Annotated in this window: 19 protein-coding genes and 1 tRNA gene; 8 read left to right on the top strand and 12 right to left on the bottom strand. The window is 62.5% G+C overall.

The window, feature by feature from the left end; genetic code table 11:
* Positions 1–49: 49 nt before the first annotated feature.
* A tRNA-Gln gene (locus ACO07W_RS15450) sits at positions 50–121 on the bottom strand.
* A 366-nt stretch (positions 122–487) separates the two neighbouring features.
* Between ACO07W_RS15450 and ACO07W_RS15455 the strand changes: the two genes are divergently transcribed.
* The 4 genes from ACO07W_RS15455 (at position 488) to ACO07W_RS15470 (ending at position 7028) form a co-directional block, all read left to right on the top strand.
* A complete protein-coding gene (locus ACO07W_RS15455) occupies positions 488–1081 on the top strand; it encodes a TetR/AcrR family transcriptional regulator (protein WP_421846032.1) in 594 nt (197 codons plus the stop codon).
* A 99-nt stretch (positions 1082–1180) separates the two neighbouring features.
* Positions 1181–4855 (top strand): transcription-repair coupling factor, encoded by a 3675-nt coding sequence (gene mfd / locus ACO07W_RS15460; RefSeq protein WP_421844490.1) that lies wholly within the window; start codon positions 1181–1183, stop codon positions 4853–4855.
* 8 nt (positions 4856–4863) lie between these two features.
* Positions 4864–5928, top strand: a complete 1065-nt coding sequence (locus tag ACO07W_RS15465; protein WP_421844492.1) for a nucleoside triphosphate pyrophosphohydrolase — start codon at positions 4864–4866, stop codon at positions 5926–5928.
* Positions 5929–6284: 356 nt separating this feature from the next.
* Positions 6285–7028 carry a lytic transglycosylase domain-containing protein gene (locus tag ACO07W_RS15470; RefSeq protein WP_421844494.1) on the top strand — a complete coding sequence of 248 codons (744 nt, stop codon included), beginning with the start codon at positions 6285–6287 and terminating at the stop codon, positions 7026–7028.
* 190 nt (positions 7029–7218) lie between these two features.
* On the opposite strand, the gene ACO07W_RS15475 is transcribed toward ACO07W_RS15470, so the two are convergent.
* From ACO07W_RS15475 to ACO07W_RS15485, 3 genes are all read right to left on the bottom strand, one after another.
* Positions 7219–7599, bottom strand: coding sequence for a DUF308 domain-containing protein (locus ACO07W_RS15475; RefSeq protein WP_421844496.1), 381 nt, complete (start codon positions 7597–7599; stop codon positions 7219–7221).
* A 149-nt stretch (positions 7600–7748) separates the two neighbouring features.
* Positions 7749–8243: an SRPBCC family protein gene (locus ACO07W_RS15480; protein WP_421844498.1), complete on the bottom strand. Its 495-nt coding sequence runs from the start codon at positions 8241–8243 to the stop codon at positions 7749–7751.
* Between the two features lie 68 nt (positions 8244–8311).
* Positions 8312–8731, bottom strand: a complete 420-nt coding sequence (locus ACO07W_RS15485) for a hypothetical protein (RefSeq protein WP_421844500.1) — start codon at positions 8729–8731, stop codon at positions 8312–8314.
* 351 nt (positions 8732–9082) lie between these two features.
* Between ACO07W_RS15485 and eno the strand changes: the two genes are divergently transcribed.
* From eno to ACO07W_RS15505, 4 genes are read left to right on the top strand one after another with little or no spacing between them, the layout of a single operon-like run.
* Entirely contained in the window at positions 9083–10378 is a 1296-nt protein-coding gene (gene eno, locus ACO07W_RS15490) for a phosphopyruvate hydratase (protein ID WP_421844502.1), read from the top strand.
* 49 nt (positions 10379–10427) lie between these two features.
* Positions 10428–11132 carry an FtsB family cell division protein gene (locus tag ACO07W_RS15495; RefSeq protein ID WP_421844504.1) on the top strand — a complete coding sequence of 235 codons (705 nt, stop codon included), beginning with the start codon at positions 10428–10430 and terminating at the stop codon, positions 11130–11132.
* Positions 11125–11637: a DUF501 domain-containing protein gene (locus ACO07W_RS15500; RefSeq protein ID WP_421844506.1), complete on the top strand. Its 513-nt coding sequence runs from the start codon at positions 11125–11127 to the stop codon at positions 11635–11637. The genes ACO07W_RS15495 and ACO07W_RS15500 overlap by 8 nt, the downstream gene beginning before the upstream one ends.
* Before the next feature lie 37 nt (positions 11638–11674).
* Entirely contained in the window at positions 11675–12592 is a 918-nt protein-coding gene (locus ACO07W_RS15505) for an exopolyphosphatase (RefSeq protein ID WP_421846034.1), read from the top strand.
* Here the strand turns inward: ACO07W_RS15505 and ACO07W_RS15510 are convergent.
* Genes ACO07W_RS15510 through ACO07W_RS15545 form a run of 8 tightly spaced genes read right to left on the bottom strand, consistent with a single transcriptional unit; the run spans position 12589 to position 21034 of the window.
* Positions 12589–13371, bottom strand: a complete 783-nt coding sequence (locus ACO07W_RS15510; RefSeq protein WP_421844508.1) for a mannan-binding lectin — start codon at positions 13369–13371, stop codon at positions 12589–12591. The genes ACO07W_RS15505 and ACO07W_RS15510 overlap by 4 nt on opposite strands.
* 10 nt (positions 13372–13381) lie before the next feature.
* Positions 13382–13936: an Mce protein gene (locus ACO07W_RS15515; protein WP_421844510.1), complete on the bottom strand. Its 555-nt coding sequence runs from the start codon at positions 13934–13936 to the stop codon at positions 13382–13384.
* 33 nt (positions 13937–13969) lie between these two features.
* Positions 13970–15262, bottom strand: a complete 1293-nt coding sequence (locus ACO07W_RS15520) for an MlaD family protein (RefSeq protein WP_421844512.1) — start codon at positions 15260–15262, stop codon at positions 13970–13972.
* Positions 15217–16332, bottom strand: coding sequence for an MCE family protein (locus ACO07W_RS15525; protein ID WP_421844514.1), 1116 nt, complete (start codon positions 16330–16332; stop codon positions 15217–15219). Before ACO07W_RS15525 ends, ACO07W_RS15520 begins: the two co-directional genes overlap by 46 nt.
* Before the next feature lie 2 nt (positions 16333–16334).
* Positions 16335–17444 (bottom strand): MCE family protein, encoded by a 1110-nt coding sequence (locus ACO07W_RS15530; protein ID WP_421844516.1) that lies wholly within the window; start codon positions 17442–17444, stop codon positions 16335–16337.
* Positions 17441–18487 carry an MCE family protein gene (locus tag ACO07W_RS15535; RefSeq protein ID WP_421844518.1) on the bottom strand — a complete coding sequence of 349 codons (1047 nt, stop codon included), beginning with the start codon at positions 18485–18487 and terminating at the stop codon, positions 17441–17443. The genes ACO07W_RS15530 and ACO07W_RS15535 overlap by 4 nt, the downstream gene beginning before the upstream one ends.
* Complete coding sequence (locus ACO07W_RS15540) at positions 18480–19535, bottom strand: MlaD family protein (protein WP_421844520.1); 1056 nt, start codon at positions 19533–19535, stop codon at positions 18480–18482. The genes ACO07W_RS15535 and ACO07W_RS15540 overlap by 8 nt, the downstream gene beginning before the upstream one ends.
* Complete coding sequence (locus tag ACO07W_RS15545) at positions 19532–21034, bottom strand: MCE family protein (RefSeq protein WP_421844522.1); 1503 nt, start codon at positions 21032–21034, stop codon at positions 19532–19534. Before ACO07W_RS15545 ends, ACO07W_RS15540 begins: the two co-directional genes overlap by 4 nt.
* Position 21035 lies beyond the last annotated feature (1 nt).

A 21035-nucleotide genomic window follows, 5' to 3' on the forward strand; every position in this document is an offset into this window, starting at 1 on the left:
TTTCACGGCCAACCCAGGCAAAGCCACACTCGTGAGCAGGGCGCTGAAGCTCCGTCGCCAGGACTCGAACCTGAACTTTCTGAACCAAAATCAGAGGTGCTGCCGATTACACCACGACGGATCGCACACCAAGGGCGAGCATTCCCAGCGCCACCATGTGACTTTAGTCTGACGACGATGCGGGTCGTGTGCGACCCGAGGAGGAGTTGGACAATTGGGTCTGTTCTGACGACGATGCGGGTCGTGTGCGACCCGAGGAGGAGTTGGACAATTGGGTCTGTTCTGACGACGATGCGGGTCGTGTGCGACCCGAGGAGGAGTTGGACAATTGGGTCTGTTCTGACGACGATGCGGGTCGTGTGCGCCCCGAGGAGGACCCCGCTGGCCTGCAGTTGCGGCAGCTCGCTCCGGGAAAACCGATACCCTGGCTGACGTGGCAGTGCCGGACAAAGAGTCTGACAAAGAGACGCGGGCTCCCCGCGCCAGGATGACCGGTAGCGAGCGCCGACACCAGCTGATCGGCATCGCTCGATCGCTGTTTGCCGAACGCGGATACGAGGGGACATCCATTGAGGAGATCGCTCAGCGTGCCAACGTGTCCAAGCCGGTCGTCTATGAGCATTTCGGCGGGAAGGAAGGCCTGTACGCGGTGGTGGTCGACCGGGAGATGTCGGCGCTGCTGGACGGCATCAGCTCGTCGCTGACCAACAACCGGTCGCGGGTGCGTGTCGAGCTGGTTGCGTTGGCGTTGCTGACCTACGTCGAAGAACGCACCGACGGTTTTCGCATCATGATCCGCGACTCGCCGGCCTCGATCAGCTCGGGCACCTATTCCAGCCTACTCAACGACGCCGTCAGTCAGGTCAGCTCCATTCTGGCCGGCGACTTCGCGCGTCGCGGCCTGGATCCAGATCTGGCCCCGCTTTACGCTCAGGCCCTGGTGGGCTCGGTGTCGATGACGGCGCAGTGGTGGCTCGACACTCGGGTACCGAAGAAAGAAGTCGTCGCGGCACATCTGGTGAACCTGATGTGGAATGGTTTGACGCACCTAGAAGCAGATCCCCGGCTGCAGGACGAGTAACGCTGCGTCGCAACGCAATCGCGTGGCAGCAGCCCAGCTAGCCCAGGATGGCGCCTTGCCCGAAAGCGACGAACATCGGCGCCCTAGAATGGCGGCATCATGACCGCACCGGGGCCTGGTAGCCCAGATCACCCTATCGCGGGGCTCGTCGATTTGGCGCTGACGGCGCCAACCTTCCAGCAGCTCATTGAGCGCACTGCGGATCGACCCGCAGAGCTGGCTGTCGTCGGTCCCGCGAGTGCGCGGCTGTTTGTCGCCAGTGCGTTGGCGCGTCAGGGCCCGGTTCTGGTAGTAACCGCCACCGGCCGTGAAGCTGAGGACCTCGCCGGTGAACTACGAGGTGTATTCGGCGACGCAGCGGCGGTGTTCCCGTCCTGGGAGACCCTTCCGCATGAACGGCTGTCGCCAGGTGTGGATACTGTCGGCACTCGGCTGATGGTGCTGCGTCGCCTGGCCCACCCCGACGATCACCGCCTGGGCCCGCCACTGCGGGTCGTGGTGACCGCGGTGCGATCACTATTGCAGCCCATGACGCCGCAGCTGGGGTCGCTGGAACCGCTGACGCTCACCACCGGCGACGACACCAGCGCCGACGGTGGATTCGAGGGCGCCATCGCCCGGCTGGGCGAACTGGCTTACGCCCGAGTGGACATGGTTGGCCGGCGCGGCGAATTCGCGGTCCGTGGGGGGATTCTCGATGTGTTTCCCCCGACTGCCGAGCACCCGGTGCGCATCGAGTTCTGGGGCGACGAAATTACCGAAATGCGGATGTTCTCGGTAGCCGACCAACGCTCCATCCCGGAGATCGATGTGCAGGAAGTGGTTGCGTTCGCTTGTCGCGAGCTGCTGCTGGATGGCGAGGTGCGGGCGCGGGCCGCGGAATTGGCCGCTAAACACCCCTCGGGCTCGGGTTCGATCACCGGCAGCGTCGCTGACATGCTGGCCAAGCTGGCTGAGGGTATCGGCGTCGATGGCATGGAGGCGCTGATTCCGGTGCTTCGTCCCGACGACCACGCGTTGCTGACCGATCAACTGGCTGCGGGGACTCCGCTGCTGTTGTGCGATCCGGAAAAGGTCCGTAGCCGTGCGGCCGACCTGATCAAGACCGGCCGCGAATTCCTGGAGGCGTCTTGGTCGGTCGCGGCGCTGGATTCCGGTCCGGATGGCCAAGCGCCGGTCGACATCGAGCAGCTGGGGGGTTCGGGGTTCGCTGAACTCGGCGAAGTGCGGGCCGCGGCAACCCGGTCCGGACATCCCTGGTGGACGCTGAGTCAGCTCAGCGACGGGAAGGCAATAGAGCTTGATATTCGCGCGGCACCCGCGGCGCGTGGGCATCAGCAGGACATCGACGGCATCTTTTCGATGCTGCGTGCGCATGTCACCACCGGCGGGTTCGGGGCGATGGTCGCGGCCGGCGCCGGAACCGCGCACCGGGTGGTGGAGCGACTGGCCGAATTCGACGTCCCCGCCGCCATGGTGGAACCGGGAGCGGCGGCTCAAACTGGCCTCAGACCAGGCGTCGTCGGGGTGCTCAAGGGCCCGTTGCAGCAGGGTGTGGTGCTCCCGGGCGCCAACCTGGTCGTCATCACTGAAACCGATCTGACCGGCAGCCGCGCCACGTCCGTCGAGGGCAAGCGACTGGCTGCCAAACGGCGTAACACCGTTGATCCATTAGCGCTTACGCCGGGCGACCTGGTGGTGCACGACCAGCATGGCATTGGGCGGTTCGTGGAGATGGTAGAGCGTACTGTCGGCGGCGCCCGGCGCGAGTACTTGGTGCTCGAGTACGCGTCGAGCAAGCGCAGTCAACAGGCCGACAAACTCTTTGTCCCGATGGATTCTCTGGACCAGCTGTCGCGCTATGTGGGCGGGCAGGCACCGGCGCTGAGTCGACTGGGCGGCAGCGACTGGGCCAATACGAAGACGAAGGCGCGGCGGGCGGTGCGGGAGATCGCCGGAGAGTTGGTGGCGCTATACGCCAAGCGGCAGGCCAGCGCCGGACACGCGTTCGGGCCGGACACTCCGTGGCAGGCTGAGATGGAGGACGCGTTTGGTTTCACCGAGACGGTAGACCAGCTCACCGCGATCACCGAGGTCAAGGCCGACATGGAGAAGCCGGTGCCGATGGACCGGGTCATCTGTGGGGATGTCGGCTATGGCAAGACCGAGATCGCGGTGCGGGCGGCGTTCAAGGCAGTCCAGGATGGCAAACAGGTTGCGGTGCTGGTGCCCACCACACTGCTAGCTGATCAGCATCTGCAGACATTCGGTGAGCGGATGGCTGGGTTCCCGGTGGTGGTGAAGGGTCTGTCCCGGTTCACCGACACCGCAGAGTCCCGCGCAGTGATCGAGGGCTTGGCCGATGGCTCGGTGGACGTCGTGATCGGCACACATCGGCTTCTGCAGACCGGGGTGCGCTGGAAGAATCTGGGCTTGGTGGTTGTCGACGAAGAACAGCGGTTCGGCGTCGAACACAAAGAGCACATCAAATCGCTGCGCACCCACGTCGACGTTCTGACCATGAGCGCCACCCCGATACCGCGGACCCTGGAGATGAGCTTGGCCGGGATTCGCGAGATGTCGACGATTCTGACGCCGCCGGAAGAACGCTACCCAGTTCTCACCTATGTCGGCCCGCACGACGACAAGCAGGTCGGTGCTGCGCTGCGTCGGGAGCTGATGCGCGACGGGCAGGTCTTCTACGTGCACAACCGGGTCGGCTCCATCGATCAGGCGGCTGCCCGGGTTCGTGGCCTGGTGCCCGAGGCGCGAGTTGTGGTCGCACACGGTCAGATGCCCGAGGATTTGTTGGAAAGCACCGTGCAGGGGTTCTGGAACCGCGAGTACGACATCCTGGTGTGCACCACAATCGTGGAGACCGGTTTGGATATCTCCAACGCCAACACCCTCATCGTCGAGCGCGCAGACACCTTCGGGCTGTCCCAATTGCACCAGCTGCGCGGGCGGGTCGGTCGCAGTCGCGAACGCGGCTACGCCTACTTTCTCTACCCGTCACAGGCGCCGTTGACCGAGACGGCACATGACCGATTGGCGACTATTGCGCAAAACAATGAGCTGGGTGCGGGCATGGCGGTGGCGCTGAAGGATCTCGAGATCCGCGGCGCCGGCAACGTGCTCGGCGTCGAACAATCGGGGCACGTCGCAGGCGTCGGCTTCGATCTATACGTGCGGTTGGTGGGCGAGGCTGTGGAGGCCTACCGCGCGGCCGCTGACGGAAAAACCGTGGTCACCGGCGATGAACCCAAGGATGTTCGGATCGACCTGCCTGTCGACGCGCACCTTCCTCCGGACTATATCGCCAGCGACCGGCTTCGGTTGGAGGGTTACCGGCGGCTGGCGGCCGCAACTTCTGATAGTGATATCGCCGCTGTTGTGGATGAGCTGACCGACCGTTATGGGGTGTTGCCCGAGCCCGTCCGGCGGCTGTTGGCGATGGCGCGGCTGCGGTTGCTGTGCCGCGACGCGGGCATCGCCGAAGTGACGGCACCTTCTGCGGCGACCGTGCGGTTGTCGCCGATCACACTGCCGGACTCCGCCCAGGTGCGGCTCAAGCGGATGTATCCGGGAGCGAGTTACCGCGCCACGACCTGCGCCGTGCAGGTTCCGATCCCGCGGGCCGGTGGAGTCGGTGCGCCTCGTCTTCGCGACGTTGAACTGGTCCAGATGGTGGCCGACCTGGTGACGGCGATGCTAGGCAAGCCGCAGCAACAAATTGGTGAGCCGACGTTGACCGAGACGTCGGGTCAGCGGTGACAACCGCCATGATTGTTGTTCTGGTCGACCCTCGTCGTCCGTCGCTGCTGCCTGTTGAAGCCGTCGAGTTTCTTGGCGGTGATCTGCAATACACCGAAGAGATGCCTGTTGCGGTGCCCTGGTCGTTGCCTTCAGCACGTCCAGCGGACTACGGCGACGACGCGCCGGTGTTGTTGTCGTCAGACCCCGACCATCCCTGCGTCACTACTCGTTTGGCTGCCGGAGCTCGGCTTATCTGCGCACCGGTCGCTGAGCGAGGCGAACGGTTGATCGATGCCGTCGCGATGATGGACAAACTGCGCAGCAATGGACCGTGGGAACAGGAGCAAACCCACCACTCGTTGTGCAAGTACCTGTTGGAGGAGACCTACGAGCTGTTGGACGCGGTGCGCAGTGGCGACGTTGACCAGCTGCGCGACGAACTCGGAGATGTGCTGCTGCAGGTGCTATTCCACGCGCGTATTGCCGAGGACGCCTCGCAACTTCCTTTCACGATCGACGACGTTGCCGACGCGCTGATCCGAAAGCTGGGTAATAGGGCACCCGGAGTCCTTGCCGGCGAAACGACTTCGCTTGAAGACCAGCTGACTCAGTGGGAGGAGCGCAAGGCCGCCGAGAAGTCCCGCAGCTCGGTATTGGATGACGTTCACACGGGTCAGCCGGCACTGGCGTTGGCGCAGAAGGTCATTCGGCGTGTTGAGAAAGCCGGGTTGCCTGCCGACTTGATTCCCGACGAGATCACTTTGATTTCGGTGTTGGCCGATGGCGATGTGGAAAACAGCCTCCGCACAGCTGTTTTGGACTTCATTGAGACGGTACGCAGGGCGGAGGGCGCCATCGTTGCTGCGCGCCGCGGTAGCGACGTCGGTCAGCGGCGCGATGGGTCTGAACCTGGAACAACCACAGCAGAGGAGTGGCTGGCCTGTTGGCCAGACGATGTGGCAACTGTTGATGACGATGTGGCCACGGTTGACGACGATGCGGCGACTGTTGATGACGATGCGGCCACGGGAACGCCGGCCGAAACTGTCGCCGAAGTTGAGGACCTGCCCGCGGAAACCGCGGACGAATAGCCGCTTGACGCGCGCTCAGGTGATGGGTGGGTGCGGCGAAGCCGAACGGCCGTTGACAATGCGGGAATTGGTGCCGCGGTTACTGCTAATGCCGTAGGTACTGGCACGCCCGTGTCGCCGTTCCCAGCGGCTATTTGTGGCTGCGCGGGTCGTTGTATAAAGCTAAGAAGACTGGAGTTGCTGATTGTGTGTTTTGCTGCTTATCAGGGGACAATTAGATAGCCGTCTCCGGAAACAGCTAATTCCTTGTTGGCTGGCGAAGGCCATATCGGTATGAGTTGACTGGCGAATGCGATGGGGTCGCCCGTAGCGCCATGGGACGATTGTGGTGACTGAAGCCGGTTTAAGGGAAAGCTGTGTCGCCGAGACGATGGTTGCGTGCGGTCGCCGTGATAGGGGCGACCGCGATGCTGTTGGCGTCGAGCTGTACCTGGCAGCTGAGCCTTTTTATCCCGGACGGTGTGCCGCCGCCGCCAGGTGATCCCGTGCCACCGGTGGATACCTACGCAAGCGGTCGGCCCGCGGATCAGTTGCGTGAATGGGCGGAGGAGCGTGCTGGCGCATTGGAAATTCCTGTGATCGCGCTAGAAGCCTACGCATACGCCGCTCGAGTTGCTGAAGTCGAAAACCCGAAGTGTCACATCGCTTGGACCACGTTGGCAGGCATTGGGCAGGTGGAAAGCCACCACGGGACCTACCGCGGCGCGACCATTGCGCCCAATGGAGATGTGACCCCTCCGATCAGGGGTGTTCGCCTCGACGGCACCGGTGGCACTCTTCGCATCGTGGACAGTGGCGAAGGATTTATCGACAGCGCTTCGGATGAAGAATCCGGCTTTGCCCGGGCGATGGGACCGATGCAGTTCATCCCAGAGACATGGCGGTTGTACGGGGTCGACGCGAATAACGATGGCATCGTCAGCCCGGACAACATCGACGACGCCGCGCTCTCGGCCGCGGGCTATCTGTGTTGGCGCGGAAAGGACCTCTCGACCCCGCGAGGCTGGATTTCCGCGCTGCGTGCCTACAACAACTCTGGGATCTATGCGCGCGCCGTCCGGGACTGGGCGACTGCCTACGCGGAGGGACACCCCAGGTAGCAGCGAGACGTATCCAGACGGTTGAAACGTACTGGCCCGCCACCGCGTGCTGCGTGTCCGGGCGCCGTATGTGTTTGGCCGCGATCCTGGTGGAATAATTCGCTGCGTTCTACAAAACACCGCGGGTGGCGACCAGGCGATGGCCGCCGACGTCTTGGCAGCCTCCGCCCGAGGAGCGATGCCGGGCCGATCAGCGTCGGTGGCGGTGACGGGTTGCTTCGATTACTTCTTCTTTGGTGATGTCAGGGTCGCGGGGACCGGTATCGGGGTGCAGCACCCTTTCTTCGCGCATGATTTCCCGTTGGACCTCTTTGTCACCGGAATGGGTGGGTGCATCGGTCGCAGGTCGATCGTCGGGATAATCGGCGTCAAAGTCGAGGCTTCCGTCGGCTGTGGCCGCGGATTCGCCATCGTGTTGTCGGCGCGCGCGCAGCGTGTCGGCGATCAGCAGCGTTCCCCCGATGATGCCCAACCCGATACATACCCAGCCGATGACCCCGTCGCCGGTGACCAGGGCAGTCACCAGGGCAGCCAGGCCGATGATGGCCATTCCCAGTGCAATGGACTGCATCGATACTTCTCCGAAGGTCAAGGAGGCGCTATTATTTTTATGCCGGGCTGGCCGTTGACGACGCGTTATTCAACCAGCTCAGACGCGGGAATCACGCTCAAGAATAGCCCTAGCCATCCGTGTTGTGTGAAGGCCAGTAGTCGCTGTGCTTACTCGCGTGCGTAGCGGTTGCGAAGTTTGCGCAGCGTGGCTTCGATCCCCGCGGCGTTGCTCTTAACAAAACCCGTACGTTCGTAGTAGCGCAGCCGATCTTTGATCGACCCAGTGTTGCGGTAGTCGAAAGTCTCGGTAACGCGCGTCAGTGTGGGGGATAGCGCCTTAAACTCCCACCGCCAGCGGTGACCAAACGGGTGCCGCCATTCGACCACCTCATCAGGTTTGAGCGCGGTGACGGTGCTGGTGATTCGGTAAGGGATACCGAACATCCGCATCTTGGTCGAGAACCGGGATCCGACGAACAGTTTCGGCGGTACCACGATGTTGTCGCCCACCGTTCCAGAGCCGTCCAGCTCATGATGACGGCGTGGGTCGGCGACGATTGCGAACAATTCGGCGGCTGGCGCGGTCACCTCGACGGATCGGCTCGCCTGACCTGTTCCGACGTCGACGACGGTAACCATGGCGATGTCTTCTTCTCGAGGCATGCTGACTGTCCCTTCTTGGCAGCAGGTGTCAACTTCCCCACAGGGGAACCATCCTCACGAAGACGACCCTAACTCGTCTCGTCGCGGCCCCAGCCAACGTAGGTCAAATACAGTCCGACAATGCCGAAAACAACGCAGTATGAAACCCACAGCGCTGGTGCGTTCACCATGTTGTCGGCAATTGAGACGAAGACTGCGGGGAAGGCCACAAGGAACGTCCCCTTCAACACGGCGACCCAACCCAGCGCCGAGACAACGATTGGCGCAGGTCCGCTCCAGTACTGGTGCGCTGCGACGACGATGAGGCCGAACAGCAGGGCTATGACCCCGCTGATCCATGTCAACAGTGCACTTCCCTTAAGTTCGGCAACCAGCGCCTGCATATCGGAGGTTTGCGCCACCGCAGCTGCGCAGGCAATCACGATGTAGGGGCCGATCACGCGCGAGAATATGCGCGTCCTGGTCTGCGACTGCTGTGAAACGTTCATCATCGTTCCTCCGTCTGCCACGCCCAAAATGAGGGCATTCTGCTGACTATCGGATCATGTCCAACGGCGCCGTGGTAGAGGCTTAGGTCCCGTGTGCCAGGGCCTTCGGCCAATTTGGTGCGCTCGCGCAGGTTCCTGTCGGTGTGGCGTGATCGCGGGTAGCGATGTCTGCGTCGGCTCGAAGCGGCATCGCGTTTCAGCAAGTAATCGTGAGGACAGTGCAGCATCGCCGGCCCCTATCGTCCCGTGCCGGTGAAGCTGCCGATCGCCTCGGGGTGCACTGATGGATCGTCGACTCAGGCTCTACGCTGAAGGACGGCCCGGAGGCAGGCGAACGCAAAGGAGAACCCAGTGCCGATTATCGAGCAGGTCGGGGCACGCGAGATCCTCGATTCCCGTGGCAACCCGACGGTCGAGGTCGAGGTGGCCCTGATCGACGGAACATTCGCCCGCGCCGCGGTGCCGTCCGGCGCGTCGACTGGGGAGCACGAGGCTGTCGAGCTACGCGACGGCGGCGATCGCTACGGCGGCAAGGGCGTGAAAAAGGCGGTCGAGTCAGTGCTCGACGAGATCGGCCCGGCCGTCATCGGACTCAATGCGGACGATCAGCGATTGGTCGACCAGGCGCTGGTTGACCTCGACGGCACCCCCGACAAGTCCCGGCTGGGCGGCAACGCGATTCTGGGTGTCTCGCTGGCCGTAGGCAAGGCGGCCGCGGATTCGGCTGAGCTGCCGCTCTTCCGCTATCTCGGCGGCCCTAACGCGCACATCTTGCCGGTACCGATGATGAATATCCTTAACGGCGGCGCCCACGCTGACACTGCCGTCGACGTTCAAGAGTTCATGGTGGCGCCGATCGGCGCGCCCAGTTTCGGCGAGGCGTTGCGCTGGGGTGCTGAGGTCTACCATGCGCTCAAGGCAGTCCTGAAGAAGCAAGGACTATCCACCGGCCTCGGCGACGAGGGCGGTTTCGCTCCGGATGTGCCCGGTACAACCGCGGCGCTGGATCTGATCAGCCAGGCTATCGAGTCAGCCGGGTTGACGCCGGGTGCCGATGTTGCATTGGCGCTCGATGCGGCGGCTACCGAGTTCTACGTGGACGGTACTGGCTACAACTTTGAGGGCGCGACCCGCACAGCCGAGCAGATGGCAGAGTTCTACGCCGAGCTAGTTGGCGCCTACCCGCTCGTCTCCGTTGAAGACCCCCTATCCGAAGACGATTGGGACGGCTGGGCGGCCCTGACGACGTCGATCGGCGATCGGCTGCAGATCGTCGGCGACGACATCTTCGTCACTAATCCCGAGCGGCTCGAGGAGGGCATCGAACGGGGTGTGGCGAACGCGCTGCTCGTCAAGGTCAACCAGATAGGGACGCTGACTGAGACACTTGATGCTGTCGCTCTGGCTCACCACAGCGGATACCGCACGATGATCAGCCATCGCAGCGGCGAGACCGAAGACACCTTCATTGCCGACTTGGCGGTGGCCCTTGGCAGCGGGCAGATCAAGACGGGCGCGCCGGCACGCAGCGAGCGCGTCGCCAAATACAATCAATTGTTGCGGATCGAGGAGGCACTTGGCGATGCCGCTCGCTACGCCGGCGATTTAGCATTTCCTCGATATGGTCTGGACCCAAAAATTGGTTGATATAGGTTGAAATAGTTTGGTAATCAACAGGAAACGCGGCTGAATCGGTATGCCCGAAGCGAAACGGCCCGATCCGAGGCGCCGCTCCCCGGCATCGCGGCCGGGGAAAGCCGGTGACTCGGCTCGGGGTCGTCGCTCCACCAAATCTCCTTCGCGGCCCGCAAAGCCGTCCCAACCCACACCGACCTCCTCCCAAACGAGCCGCAGCACGGCGCGGGCACCGCGTGAGGACGTCACTGAACCCATCAAACAGTCGTTCGCCAAATCGATCGAGCAGCGGTCCGACCAGCGACTGGGCTTCACCGCGCGGCGGGCTGCTGTGCTGGCCGCGGTTGTATGCGTGCTGACCCTGACGATTGCCGGGCCGGTACGGACGTTTTTCGCCCAGCGCACCGAGATGGCTCAGCTCGCCGCCACCGAAGCCGCATTACGCCGACAAATCGACGACCTCGAGCAGCAGAAAACCAAGTTGTCTGACCCGGCCTATATCGCGGCGCAGGCCCGCGAGCGCCTCGGTTTTGTGATGCCCGGAGAAATTCCGTTCCAGGTCCAGCTTCCTCCGACGGCGGCGGTGCCCAGTAAGCCCGGGACCGATGCGACCGCGCCGTCTAATAACGAGCCCTGGTACACCGCGCTGTGGCATACCGTTGCCGACGACCCGCATCTGCCGCCAACCGCTGGCCCGCCGCCGGAGCCCGGACCGCCTGGACCTGTGCCTCCCGCCTCATCGAATGCCCCCGCGCCCGGTGGCTGATCGTGCGGACCTGGAAACCGTGGCGCGGCAGATTGGTCGTCAGCCGCGCGGTGTCCTCGAGATCGCCTACCGTTGCCCTAACGGAGAACCAGGGGTAGTGAAGACCGCGCCCAGGCTTCCTGATGGAACACCGTTTCCGACGTTGTACTACCTGACGCACCCGTTGCTCACCTCAGCGGCCAGCAGGCTGGAGACCACCGGAATTATGCGCGAGATGACCGAGCGGCTAAAGCTCGATCCTGACCTGGCTGGCGCATATCGGCGGGCACACGAGTCATATCTGGCCGAACGCGACGCAATCGAGCCGCTGCATACGGCAACGTCGGCTGGCGGAATGCCTGATCGTGTCAAATGTCTGCACGTGGTGATCGCGCATTCGCTGGCTAAGGGCCCTGGCCTCAACCCGTTCGGAGACGAGGCATTGGCACGATTGGTCGTCGAGCCGGGACTAGACCTGGAGGAATCCGGGACATTGGTGACGGGGCAGTGGCGTGGCGGCGTCTAAGAACCGGGTGGCTGCCATCGACTGCGGCACCAACTCGATGCGGTTGTTGATTGCCGACGTGGTCGGTGAGCAGCTGCGCGATGTGCATCGGGAAACGCGAATTGTCCGACTGGGGCAAGGAGTCGACGCAACAGGCCAGTTCGCGCCCGAGGCTATGGCGCGGGCGCGGGCGGCACTGGTCGACTATGCCGATCTGCTGAGGGTTCATCGCGTCGAGCGGGTGCGGATGGTTGCAACCTCGGCGGCCCGCGACGTTGACAATCGGGGCGTCTTCTTTGCGATGACGGCCAGTGTGCTTGGCTCGGTAATTCCCGGCGCGATCGCAGAAGTGATCACCGGCGTCGAGGAGGCAGAGCTGTCTTACCGTGGCGCAGTTGGTGAATTAGATTGCGACCGAGCACCGTTCGTTGTTGTCGACTTAGGAGGTGGCTCCACCGAAATCGTGCTCGGTGACGCGACAGCGCAAAGGGTGGCGGCGAGCTACTCGGCCGATATCGGCTGTGTCCGGCTGACCGAACGTTGGCTGCACTCTGACCCACCCACACCGGAAGAAATAGCCGCAGCCCGCGAGGTTGTTCGTGAGCGGCTCGAAGCCGCACTGCGGGTAGTGCCTGTTGGAGCGGCCCGGACCTGGGTCGGGTTGGCCGGAACAATGACCACGATGTCCGCGTTGGCCCACAATATGACGGCGTATGACGCTGCGGCCATTCACCTTTCGCGGATATCCAGCGGTGAGCTGATTGCCTTGTGCGATCGGCTGATCGGCATGACGCGACAAGAGCGGCTCGCGCTGGGACCGATGCACCAGGGTCGGGCCGACGTGATCGGTGGGGGCGCGATCGTGGTCGCGGAGTTGGCGCGGGAGTTGGACACCCGCGCCGGTATCCGCGAGCTGACCGTCAGCGAGCACGACATCCTGGATGGCATTGTGTTGTCGATCGCGGACGTGGTCTAGCTGTACTCCGGGCGCAGCACCGGAACGAGTGCGCTGAGGGGGATGTGCGCTTCGACCGCGCCGCCATCCATCGACCACTTCATGATCAGCGGATCGTAGTTGATCGGATTGTCATAGGCGACCGGGCGGTCCGGCATGTAAAGGATAAGCTCACCAGGAGCCAGTGCCCATGCTTTGTAGCCGCCTGAGTAGGGATCTGCCGGCCCCCATCTGTCGATTGTGAACGGATAGGTTCGGGGTTGGTGTGCTGGCTCTGCCCGGTCGAGAGCCTCTTCAACGAACGGTTGGGCCAACGGTGCGATGGCTGTGTGGGGATCGAGCCCGGGCTTTGTCAGATCGGACAGCTGTAGTCGAGCGCCGCGAGCCATGTCGAAGGTGAACGTGTGGTAGGCGTTATTGGGCTGTGGGCCATCGGCATGGTAGTCCTCGTGGAACACCGCGGTGAGAGTATTTCCGTGTCGAAAAACCTGGTAATTCTCTTCACCAAAGCTGTCCTGGACCATGTTTTGGCCCTTGGTTCTCCACGCATTGAATAGTGTGCGGAGGTAGTCCTGGACCACCGCGCCGGTTGTCGGGTTGTCGATCAGGTCATTTGGCACCGCGACCTTGATATCGCGAACCGCATCGCGCGGGGACCGCACCGTGGTCCGGCAGTACTGGCCATCCCAACTGCCGCTCAAATTGGCGCAGAACGACTGAGCTGACGCGGCTGCGTTCGGCGCAGTGAGCAGCACCGAGACGAGACCCGCGGCACCAAACGCTATCCGGGTCGCCCACATGGCTGTCCTCCTAACGCAATTCGACTTTGCTTGCGCGCCAGTGATCATCAACTTTGTTCATGGTGATCTTCATTCGGCTGCGGTCCACATGCGGATCCGGGCGCACGTCGGCAGCGGTGACTGTCTGGTTGATCATCAGCAGGACGATGACCTCGTTTCTGGACTGCGATTCGATTGCTGAGTCCACCACTGTGCCGCGGGTGTCGGCGTTGTTGTCGATCAGTAGCTGGCGCAGCCGCACACTGGCCCGGGTGTACTTGTCTCTGAACTCCCCAGCGGCACCGTCGAGGACTTCGGCGAACTTCTGGTCGACATTGTCAGAGTCGACGCTAGTCAGCGTTTGCGCGTACTGGACGGCTGTCGCCCGCGCTTCCTGGCCCGCTCTGGCAACCTCACGCTGCTGCCAGAGCCGCCAGCCGCAGAAACTGGAAACACCCAGTGCAGAAACAAATATCGTCAATGCCAGTACGTAGGCCGCGCAGCGGGTCCATGGGTGTTTTCTTGGTGTGTCGTCGGGCGCGCGGCGCAGACCGGGGCCCCGGCCTTCTTCGGTGCGCGCGACCACGGGTTATCTCCTTGTGCTGAGGTTTGGTGTCGGTTAGCTGGGTGGCTCGATGGGCAAGGTCGGGCCACCGTACGGGGTGGGGATGCTGAACTGTCCTTGCGGCGTTGGATCGGTCCGCTGGCCAAGGTTGGCGCCGGGAGGTGGGCCGGCGGTGTCGTCGCCGGCCGGACGTGGAGCGTTCTTGGCGCCTCGGATGAGGACGGCGGGGTCATCGTCGCGGCAGTATGTGTACAAGAACGGTTCGGGGTAGTCGGCCGACGACGGTGGCAGCCGGGGGGTGCCGTAGTCGCAGGTGTAACGAGGGTAGATGTCGGCGGTCGCCCACAATCCGTGATCATGCAAAGTGCTGCCGATAGCTTCGATCATCGAGCCGCGGTAGTCGGGGAAGAGAGCGTTCAAGGCCGGGACCCGCACATAGGACAGGCGCGCAACGGTGGCTAGATTCCCGAGCAGCTGCACCATCGTGTCCGAGTTGTCGGCGAAGAGATTGTCGGCGGCTACCAGAGTGCCAGGGGCGGTGTCGAGCAGCTTTCGATAACCGTTGTCCATTGCGGCAATGCCGGTCATGACATGGTTGAGGTTGCGCGACGTCGCGGCCAACCCGGCGTTCTTGTCGGCGGCGAGTGTCAACACAGTACGGCTGGTCTTGATCATGCTGATCGTTTCGGGCAGCACCGAGTCCAGGGCGGAGAGCAGGAAGATGCCGCCGTCGACGATGTCGGCAAGTTTCTGGGGCCCGTGTTTGCTTATGCCCAGTTCTTTCTTGATGAGTGCGAGCTTTCTTGGATCCATCTGTGCCGACACCCCGTCCACATCGCCGAGAAGCCGTGCCAGTGGGACGGGAGTTTTAGCCCGTCCCCGCGCGATAACGCTGCCGTCCGACAAGTAGGGACCGGAATCGGCGTTCGACGCGAAATCGACGTACTGTTCACCGGCCGGTGAAAGTGCGGACACCCGCACCGCACTCGATGCCGGGATCTTGATCGTCGATTTGATCCGGACGATGGCGTCGACGCCGTCGGGAGTTATGTCGAGCGATTCGACCCTACCGACCGGAACCCCGCGCACCGCCACATCCTGATCAGGCAGCAGCCCACCGGATTCGGGCAGCTGGATTTTGACGCGGTAGGTCGACGCCAGCGGATTCACGCGCAAGGCACCGGTGAGCAGATAAGTAGTTGCCGCGACAAGGGTGAAGATCAAGGCGAGCCCTGACAACCAAGCTCGCCGTCGGCGCGCGGCGCGCACGACTCCCACCACGTTCCTGGCGATTGACTCGATCACCGGCCGGGCCCCCGACCGACAACGCGTTCCTGCAAGCGCCATAGCGTGTATTTCAGGGAGCCGACGAGTTTGTGCCAGTCGTAGCGTTTGGGTCCGTGCAGCCCTGGATCGCCCTTGAATCCGATATCGGGAATTGAGCCCAAGACTAGCTTGTCCACCGAAACTCTTACCGATATCGACGAACTCGGTGTGGCCTTGATGACCGGCGGGAGGAGTCTGTTGAGCGCGGCCAGATTGGTATCGGGGTTTGTCGCAACGTCGTTGAAGGAACGAGCGATGGTGTTGGCGTCCATGATGATGCTGCGACCGCTGGTGTCTGTTCCCGCGACAGACGGGAACCTAGCCAGCTGCCGGGTGGTGTCACCAACTTGGCCTACCAGGTCGGCGATTTGGCTGGTTTGGGCAGCAAGAGTGTCGGTGGCGGGGGCAGCGGCAGCCATCACTTCAGAGATGGTCTGGTTCTTGGCGTCGAGTTGATCGGCCAGCCGCGACATTTCAGACAGTGCTGATTGGATCTGATCGGAGCGTGCGTTGAGCGTGCCCAGCAGACGGTTCGACTCGTGCACGAGGTCGCCAAACGCTTTGCCTTGGTTGCCGGTTGCCTTGCCGAACCCGTTGATGATGTTGGTGAGGTTTCGTACGGCGCCGCCGTTGATCAGGATCGCTGCCGAACTGAGCACCGACTCGACTGTTGCGGCAGCCGCGGTCGAGTCCAGGCCGATGGTGTCGCCATCCTTGAGCAGGGGGGCGCCTGGATTTTGCAGGTTGGGCGGTTTTACGGCGACGAAAACATCGCCAAGTGGTGTCGCCGATCGCAGCTCGGCAGTGGTCCCCACCGGCAATCGGACGCCATCTTTGATCCGCAGCGTGGTGACCGCGGTGTAGTTGCGGGCGCTCATTGAGTCGACTTGCCCGACGTCGGCACCGGCGAGCTTTACCTTGGCATCGGCAGGAAGGTTAAGCGCATTCGAGAACACCGCCGTTAGCTTGTATCCGCCCGAACCCACTCCGGGAGCAGGAAGAGGCAGGTCGGCAAGCCCACTCGTGGAGCAACCGGCAGCAATGACCGCAGTCGCGGCGAGCCCTAGCGCTGTGAGTGCCCGTGTCGCCATCGCTATTGCCCCACCGCGGAGAGGCTGTCTAGCACGTACGTCAGGCCGAAATCGGGGCCGTAGTCCTGGAGAGTCCCTGTGCTGCAGCCCAGTTGCCGCAGACCCAGAATGTTGCAAACCTCTTTGGTGAATTGGCTGTCGAACACCGCCTTGTCGGTGAGGAAGTGTGCGCGGACCGCGCCGTTGTTCCGATCGACAATGTTGTAGATATTGTCCAGCATGAGTGGCAGGACATCGAAGAGTTCGCTGAGTTCGCGCTTGCTGTCGTCGACGGACTGAAGGCTGACGTTTCCGTTCAGGATGGCTTGCTTGATGGTGTCCCGGTTGGCTTCTAAGAGCGAACCCGCTTGTGTGATCACCTCGCTGAGCTTCTTGCCTGTTGTTCCAGAACCGAAATCCTCATCGGCGAGAACTTGGCTGAGTTGGCGGATTGTCGAGCTGAACTGGCGCAAGGCGGTGTCGTTGCGGGCGGCAGCGTCGAGCAGCGAGCTGGTGTTGGTGACGATGGTGGTGAGCTGTTCTCGTGTTTGCCCACCGCCGTCGGCGCTGAGTCTCAATGTCTTTGAGAGTTCATCGAGAGCTGTCTTTATCTTGTTGCCATTGCCGTCGGCGATTTCAGCGCCCGCATTTACGAGATCGGCGATCGGGCCGTTGCCACTCCCGTCGCCGCGCAGCGACAACGACAACTCGTCCAGCACACCGAGTACCCGGTCGAACTCGACGGGGGTTTTGGTCCGGGTCAGGCCGATTGTGCTGTGGTTACCCAAGACCGGCCCGTCTCGGTACGGCGGGCTCAGTTCAATGTGCCGTTCGGTGAGGATTGATGTCGAGACCGTGACTGCCTGCGCGTCAGCAGGAATCCGCACGTTCTTGTCGACTGTGAACTCGACCTCGACGTAGCCGCCTTTAGGGGTGACCTTGGTGACTGTCCCGACCGGGATTCCAAGAACCGCCACCGCGTTGCCTTCGTAAAGGCCTGCGGCGCTGTCGAATTGGGCCGTGACTTCAATGGGTTTGGTGTTTTTGCCGACCAACTTCCACGTTCCGCCCAGCGCAATCGTCAGGAACAGCAGTGCCAGTACCGCGGTGATCAGCTTTCCGGTCCGTCTCATTTGCAGTCCTTGAAGTACTGGATCATGTTGAATTGCTTGGCTCGCCCACTGATCGCGCACATCCACGAGTCGATGACTGCACCGGCAGGTATGTTGAACTCGACGGCGTTGCCGGATCCCGTCGCGTTGGTCAGCCCTCGAATGGTTACCGGAGCGACCTGTAGCAGGTTGCGGAATAGATCGTCGTGCTGCGCGAGCAGTTTGGTGAGATCTTCGAGATTCGCAAGCAAACCGTCGAGACTCGACCGATCGTGGACGACGATCTTGCTCAGGGTGCCTACCAGGTGGGTAACTGCGGCCATCATGGCGTGGAAAGTGGCGCGGCGGACGACGAACTCGCCCATGAGCTGCTGTCCCTGGTTGATGAGATTGCCGATGCCTGCTTGCTGCCGGCGCAGCGTGTTGGTGACCGTCGCAGTGCTCTTCAGCAGGGTGCCGAGCTGATCGCGCCGGGTCGCGATGATCGACGACAGTGCCTGAATGTTCTCCATCGCCTGCGGAACCACCGCGGGCAGTCCGTCGAGTTGGTTGCTCAGGATCGTCAGCGACTGGGCCACATCGTCGAAGTCAACTTGTTCGAACGTGGTGGTCGCGTCGCCGAGGGCGGCTTGAAGATCGTAGGGGACTTCGGTGTGCGCCAGGTCGATCGTCCGGTTAGGCACAGTTCCGTCACCGTCGGGGCGCAGGTCCAGGTAACGGGAACCGAGAATGGTCGTTATCTTGATGCTGGCCTTGGTGTTTTTGCCTAAGACGACGTTGTTGCGGACGCGCAAACCGGCCTCGACGTGATCGCCGGCGAGCTTGGTACTGGTCACGGTTCCTACCGGGATGCCGGCAACAGTGATCGGGTTGCCTGGCCGTAGCGACGCCGCTTGAAGGAACTCCGCGGTGTAGTGCGTGTACCCGATGCCGAGCAATTTGACAAACAGCAATGCGGTGATGAGGACGGCGACCACCGCTATGGCGATGAACCCAAGCCACGTCTTGCTATAGGACTCCAGCCGACGACGTCGGATTCGCTTCCACCGCGATGCGTCAGCCATGAGCAACATTCCTGCATCTGGGTGTGTGCCAGGCGGTTCCGCCGGGGGTCGCGGCGTCGACGATGATCGGTACGACATCGTTGAGGCCAGGGAAGAACCCGGTGGGATTTAGATCGCACAGGTAGGCGTCGCCGTAGGCGCCCTCATTGGTCATGCGCGCGAGACCCTTGAGCGCCAGCGGAAGGTTCGCGCCGAGGAAGGCAAGCTGCGGTTGGATCTCCACCATGTGCTTGGTCCAACCAGGTTGACGGGTGACGAGTTCACTGAACGACGGGTACACATCGTTGGTGATCTCTGAGAGGCGGCGCACTACGGAAGCAATCGACCCCACCGAGGACACCAACGCGGGGCGGCGGCTGTCGAAGTCCGAAACCACCTGGCGCGTTTGTGCAATCACGTCGCCAAGATTGTCGTTCTGCTCCGACAGGTTTCCCACAACCCCGTTGAGATTTGTAATCACGTCCCCGAGCGATTTGTCACGACCAGCGAATGTCTTTGTAAGATTTGATGTTTGGACGATCAAGGAGGTTATTGACGCGTTGTCGCCCTGCAGCGATGCGATTACACCTTTGGTGAGATTGTTTGCCTGCTCCGGGTCGAGCAGGCTGAACAGCGGTTCGTAACCATTGAGTAGCACTCCGACGTCAAAAGATGGGTCGGTCTGTTCCACCGGAATGACGCTTCCGGCGGGGAGCGGCTTCGGGTTGCCGAACTTGCCAAGCGACAGACCGAGGTAGCGCTGACCTACGACGTTTTGGTAGGTGACGGAGGCGACGGTGTTGCCGAAAATCTGTTGGTCGCGTTGCACCACGAAAGAGACCTTCGCCAGTTTTCCTTCGAGTGCCACCTTTTCGACTCGTCCGACGCGCACGCCGGCCATCCGCACGTCGTCCCCATCGTGCAGGCCGAACACATCGGTGAACATCGCCGCGTATGGCGTCGTCGGCCCCGCCACGTCCCGCCGCAATGTCACGTACACCAGCCAGGTCAATACGGTGGCGGTCACCATGAAAAGGGAGAGCCCGAGCAGCGGGCCGCGGAATCTCAACGAGGGCCCCCTTGGGAATCCGATTTTGTCAGAGTGACGTTTGTGCCGCGGGCAACCGGGCCCAAGAGCAGCTGTGTCGCTACGGTGGCGGGCCGGCCGGCGATAAGGCTCAATTGGTCGCGTTCTCGTTTGCTGCCCACCGGCCCGATGTTTCCGCCGAACGAGGCTGGCGCTGTGGGTGCGGGTGGTGAGTCACCGGGGTTGGCGGTGCCTGGTACGGGGGGTGAAGGATTAAGCCACGGTGCCAAAGGCGGATTGGGGTCGGCCAGGTTGGGGTTGGGGTTGATTAGCGGCGGTCCGACGGCCACCAGGTTGCCGTCAGGACCGACGACCGTGCCTGGCGGCGGTGCCAGATCCTTCGGTGGCTGGTAGTTCTGGGGCAGCAGCACCTCAGGCAGGTCTGGTCGCACTGGTATTTCGGGCGCGGTGAAGCAGCTCGGCCCCTTCAGCTGGCCGTACCGGGGACAATCGGCGCGGGTGTAAGAGTATGAGGGCGTCAACGAAAGGTTGACACGCATGTTCGGGGTGTCTAGTTCGGGTATCCAGGTTTCCTGGAAGAACTTGTTCGAAAGCGCGTTAAGCCGAGTGAAGATCGGGACGAAATGGTGGGAGTTGATGGCCAAGACGCCCAGGACCGGCGTCAGATCCGTGGTGATCTGGATCAGCTGGTCGGTGTGATTGTCGAAGGCCTCGCGGGTGGTGCCGACGGTGTTCAATCCGCTGGAGAGCAGGCTGCTGAGTTCTTGTCGCCGTTCGGCCAGAGTCAGCATGGGTTGCACTGCCTGATGCAGGGCGTCCAGAAGATCGGGTGCGGTGGACGAAAGTCCCTGTGCCGCTTCGATAAACGCAGAGATAGTCGATGGTCCGGTGTCGGTGCTGACAACGGAATTGAGTTGGTCGATCAGGCGGCTGAGCTGGGCGCCGCTGGTTAGCAGCTTCACCCGGCGCCTGTCGGTAGCGGCTCCGAGGGCCGCCAGGACTCCGACGGTGTCATCCTCGCGTCCGCGTCCGCTCGCTGCGAGCAGGTCACGGACCCTGCTGATCGTCGTCTGGAACAGCACTGTCGGTAGCTCGGTGTCTTCAGGGATGTTCGCCCCGTCGCGGATCGGGCTACCGGCGCCGCGGTCGACGAGCTGCACTGACGACACCGCGAAGACATTGCTGGGAACAACACGGGCGGTCACTGTATCGGGGATCGATGGGGCGTATGTGGTTTTGAGGTTGATGTGCACGTAGTTGGGCTTGCCATACGATGCGGGGACTACGCCGTCTACCGCGCCAACCAAGACGCCGTGGTATTTGACGTCAGATTTCTGCGGCAGGCCGTCACCGATGTTCGTCAGGTCAGCAACGACTCGAACATAGGCGTTGAGTCGTCCGGTCGACTTAGCCAAGAGTGTGGCCGCTACCAGCGTAGCTACCAACAATACCGCGACACCGCACCCGAATAGCTGCCTGTCTGAAACGCCACGTCCGTCCGGCTCAAAGGAATTCGGCATG

It is taken from the genome of Mycobacterium sp. (assembly GCF_965230835.1).
Lineage (GTDB): Bacteria > Actinomycetota > Actinomycetes > Mycobacteriales > Mycobacteriaceae > Mycobacterium.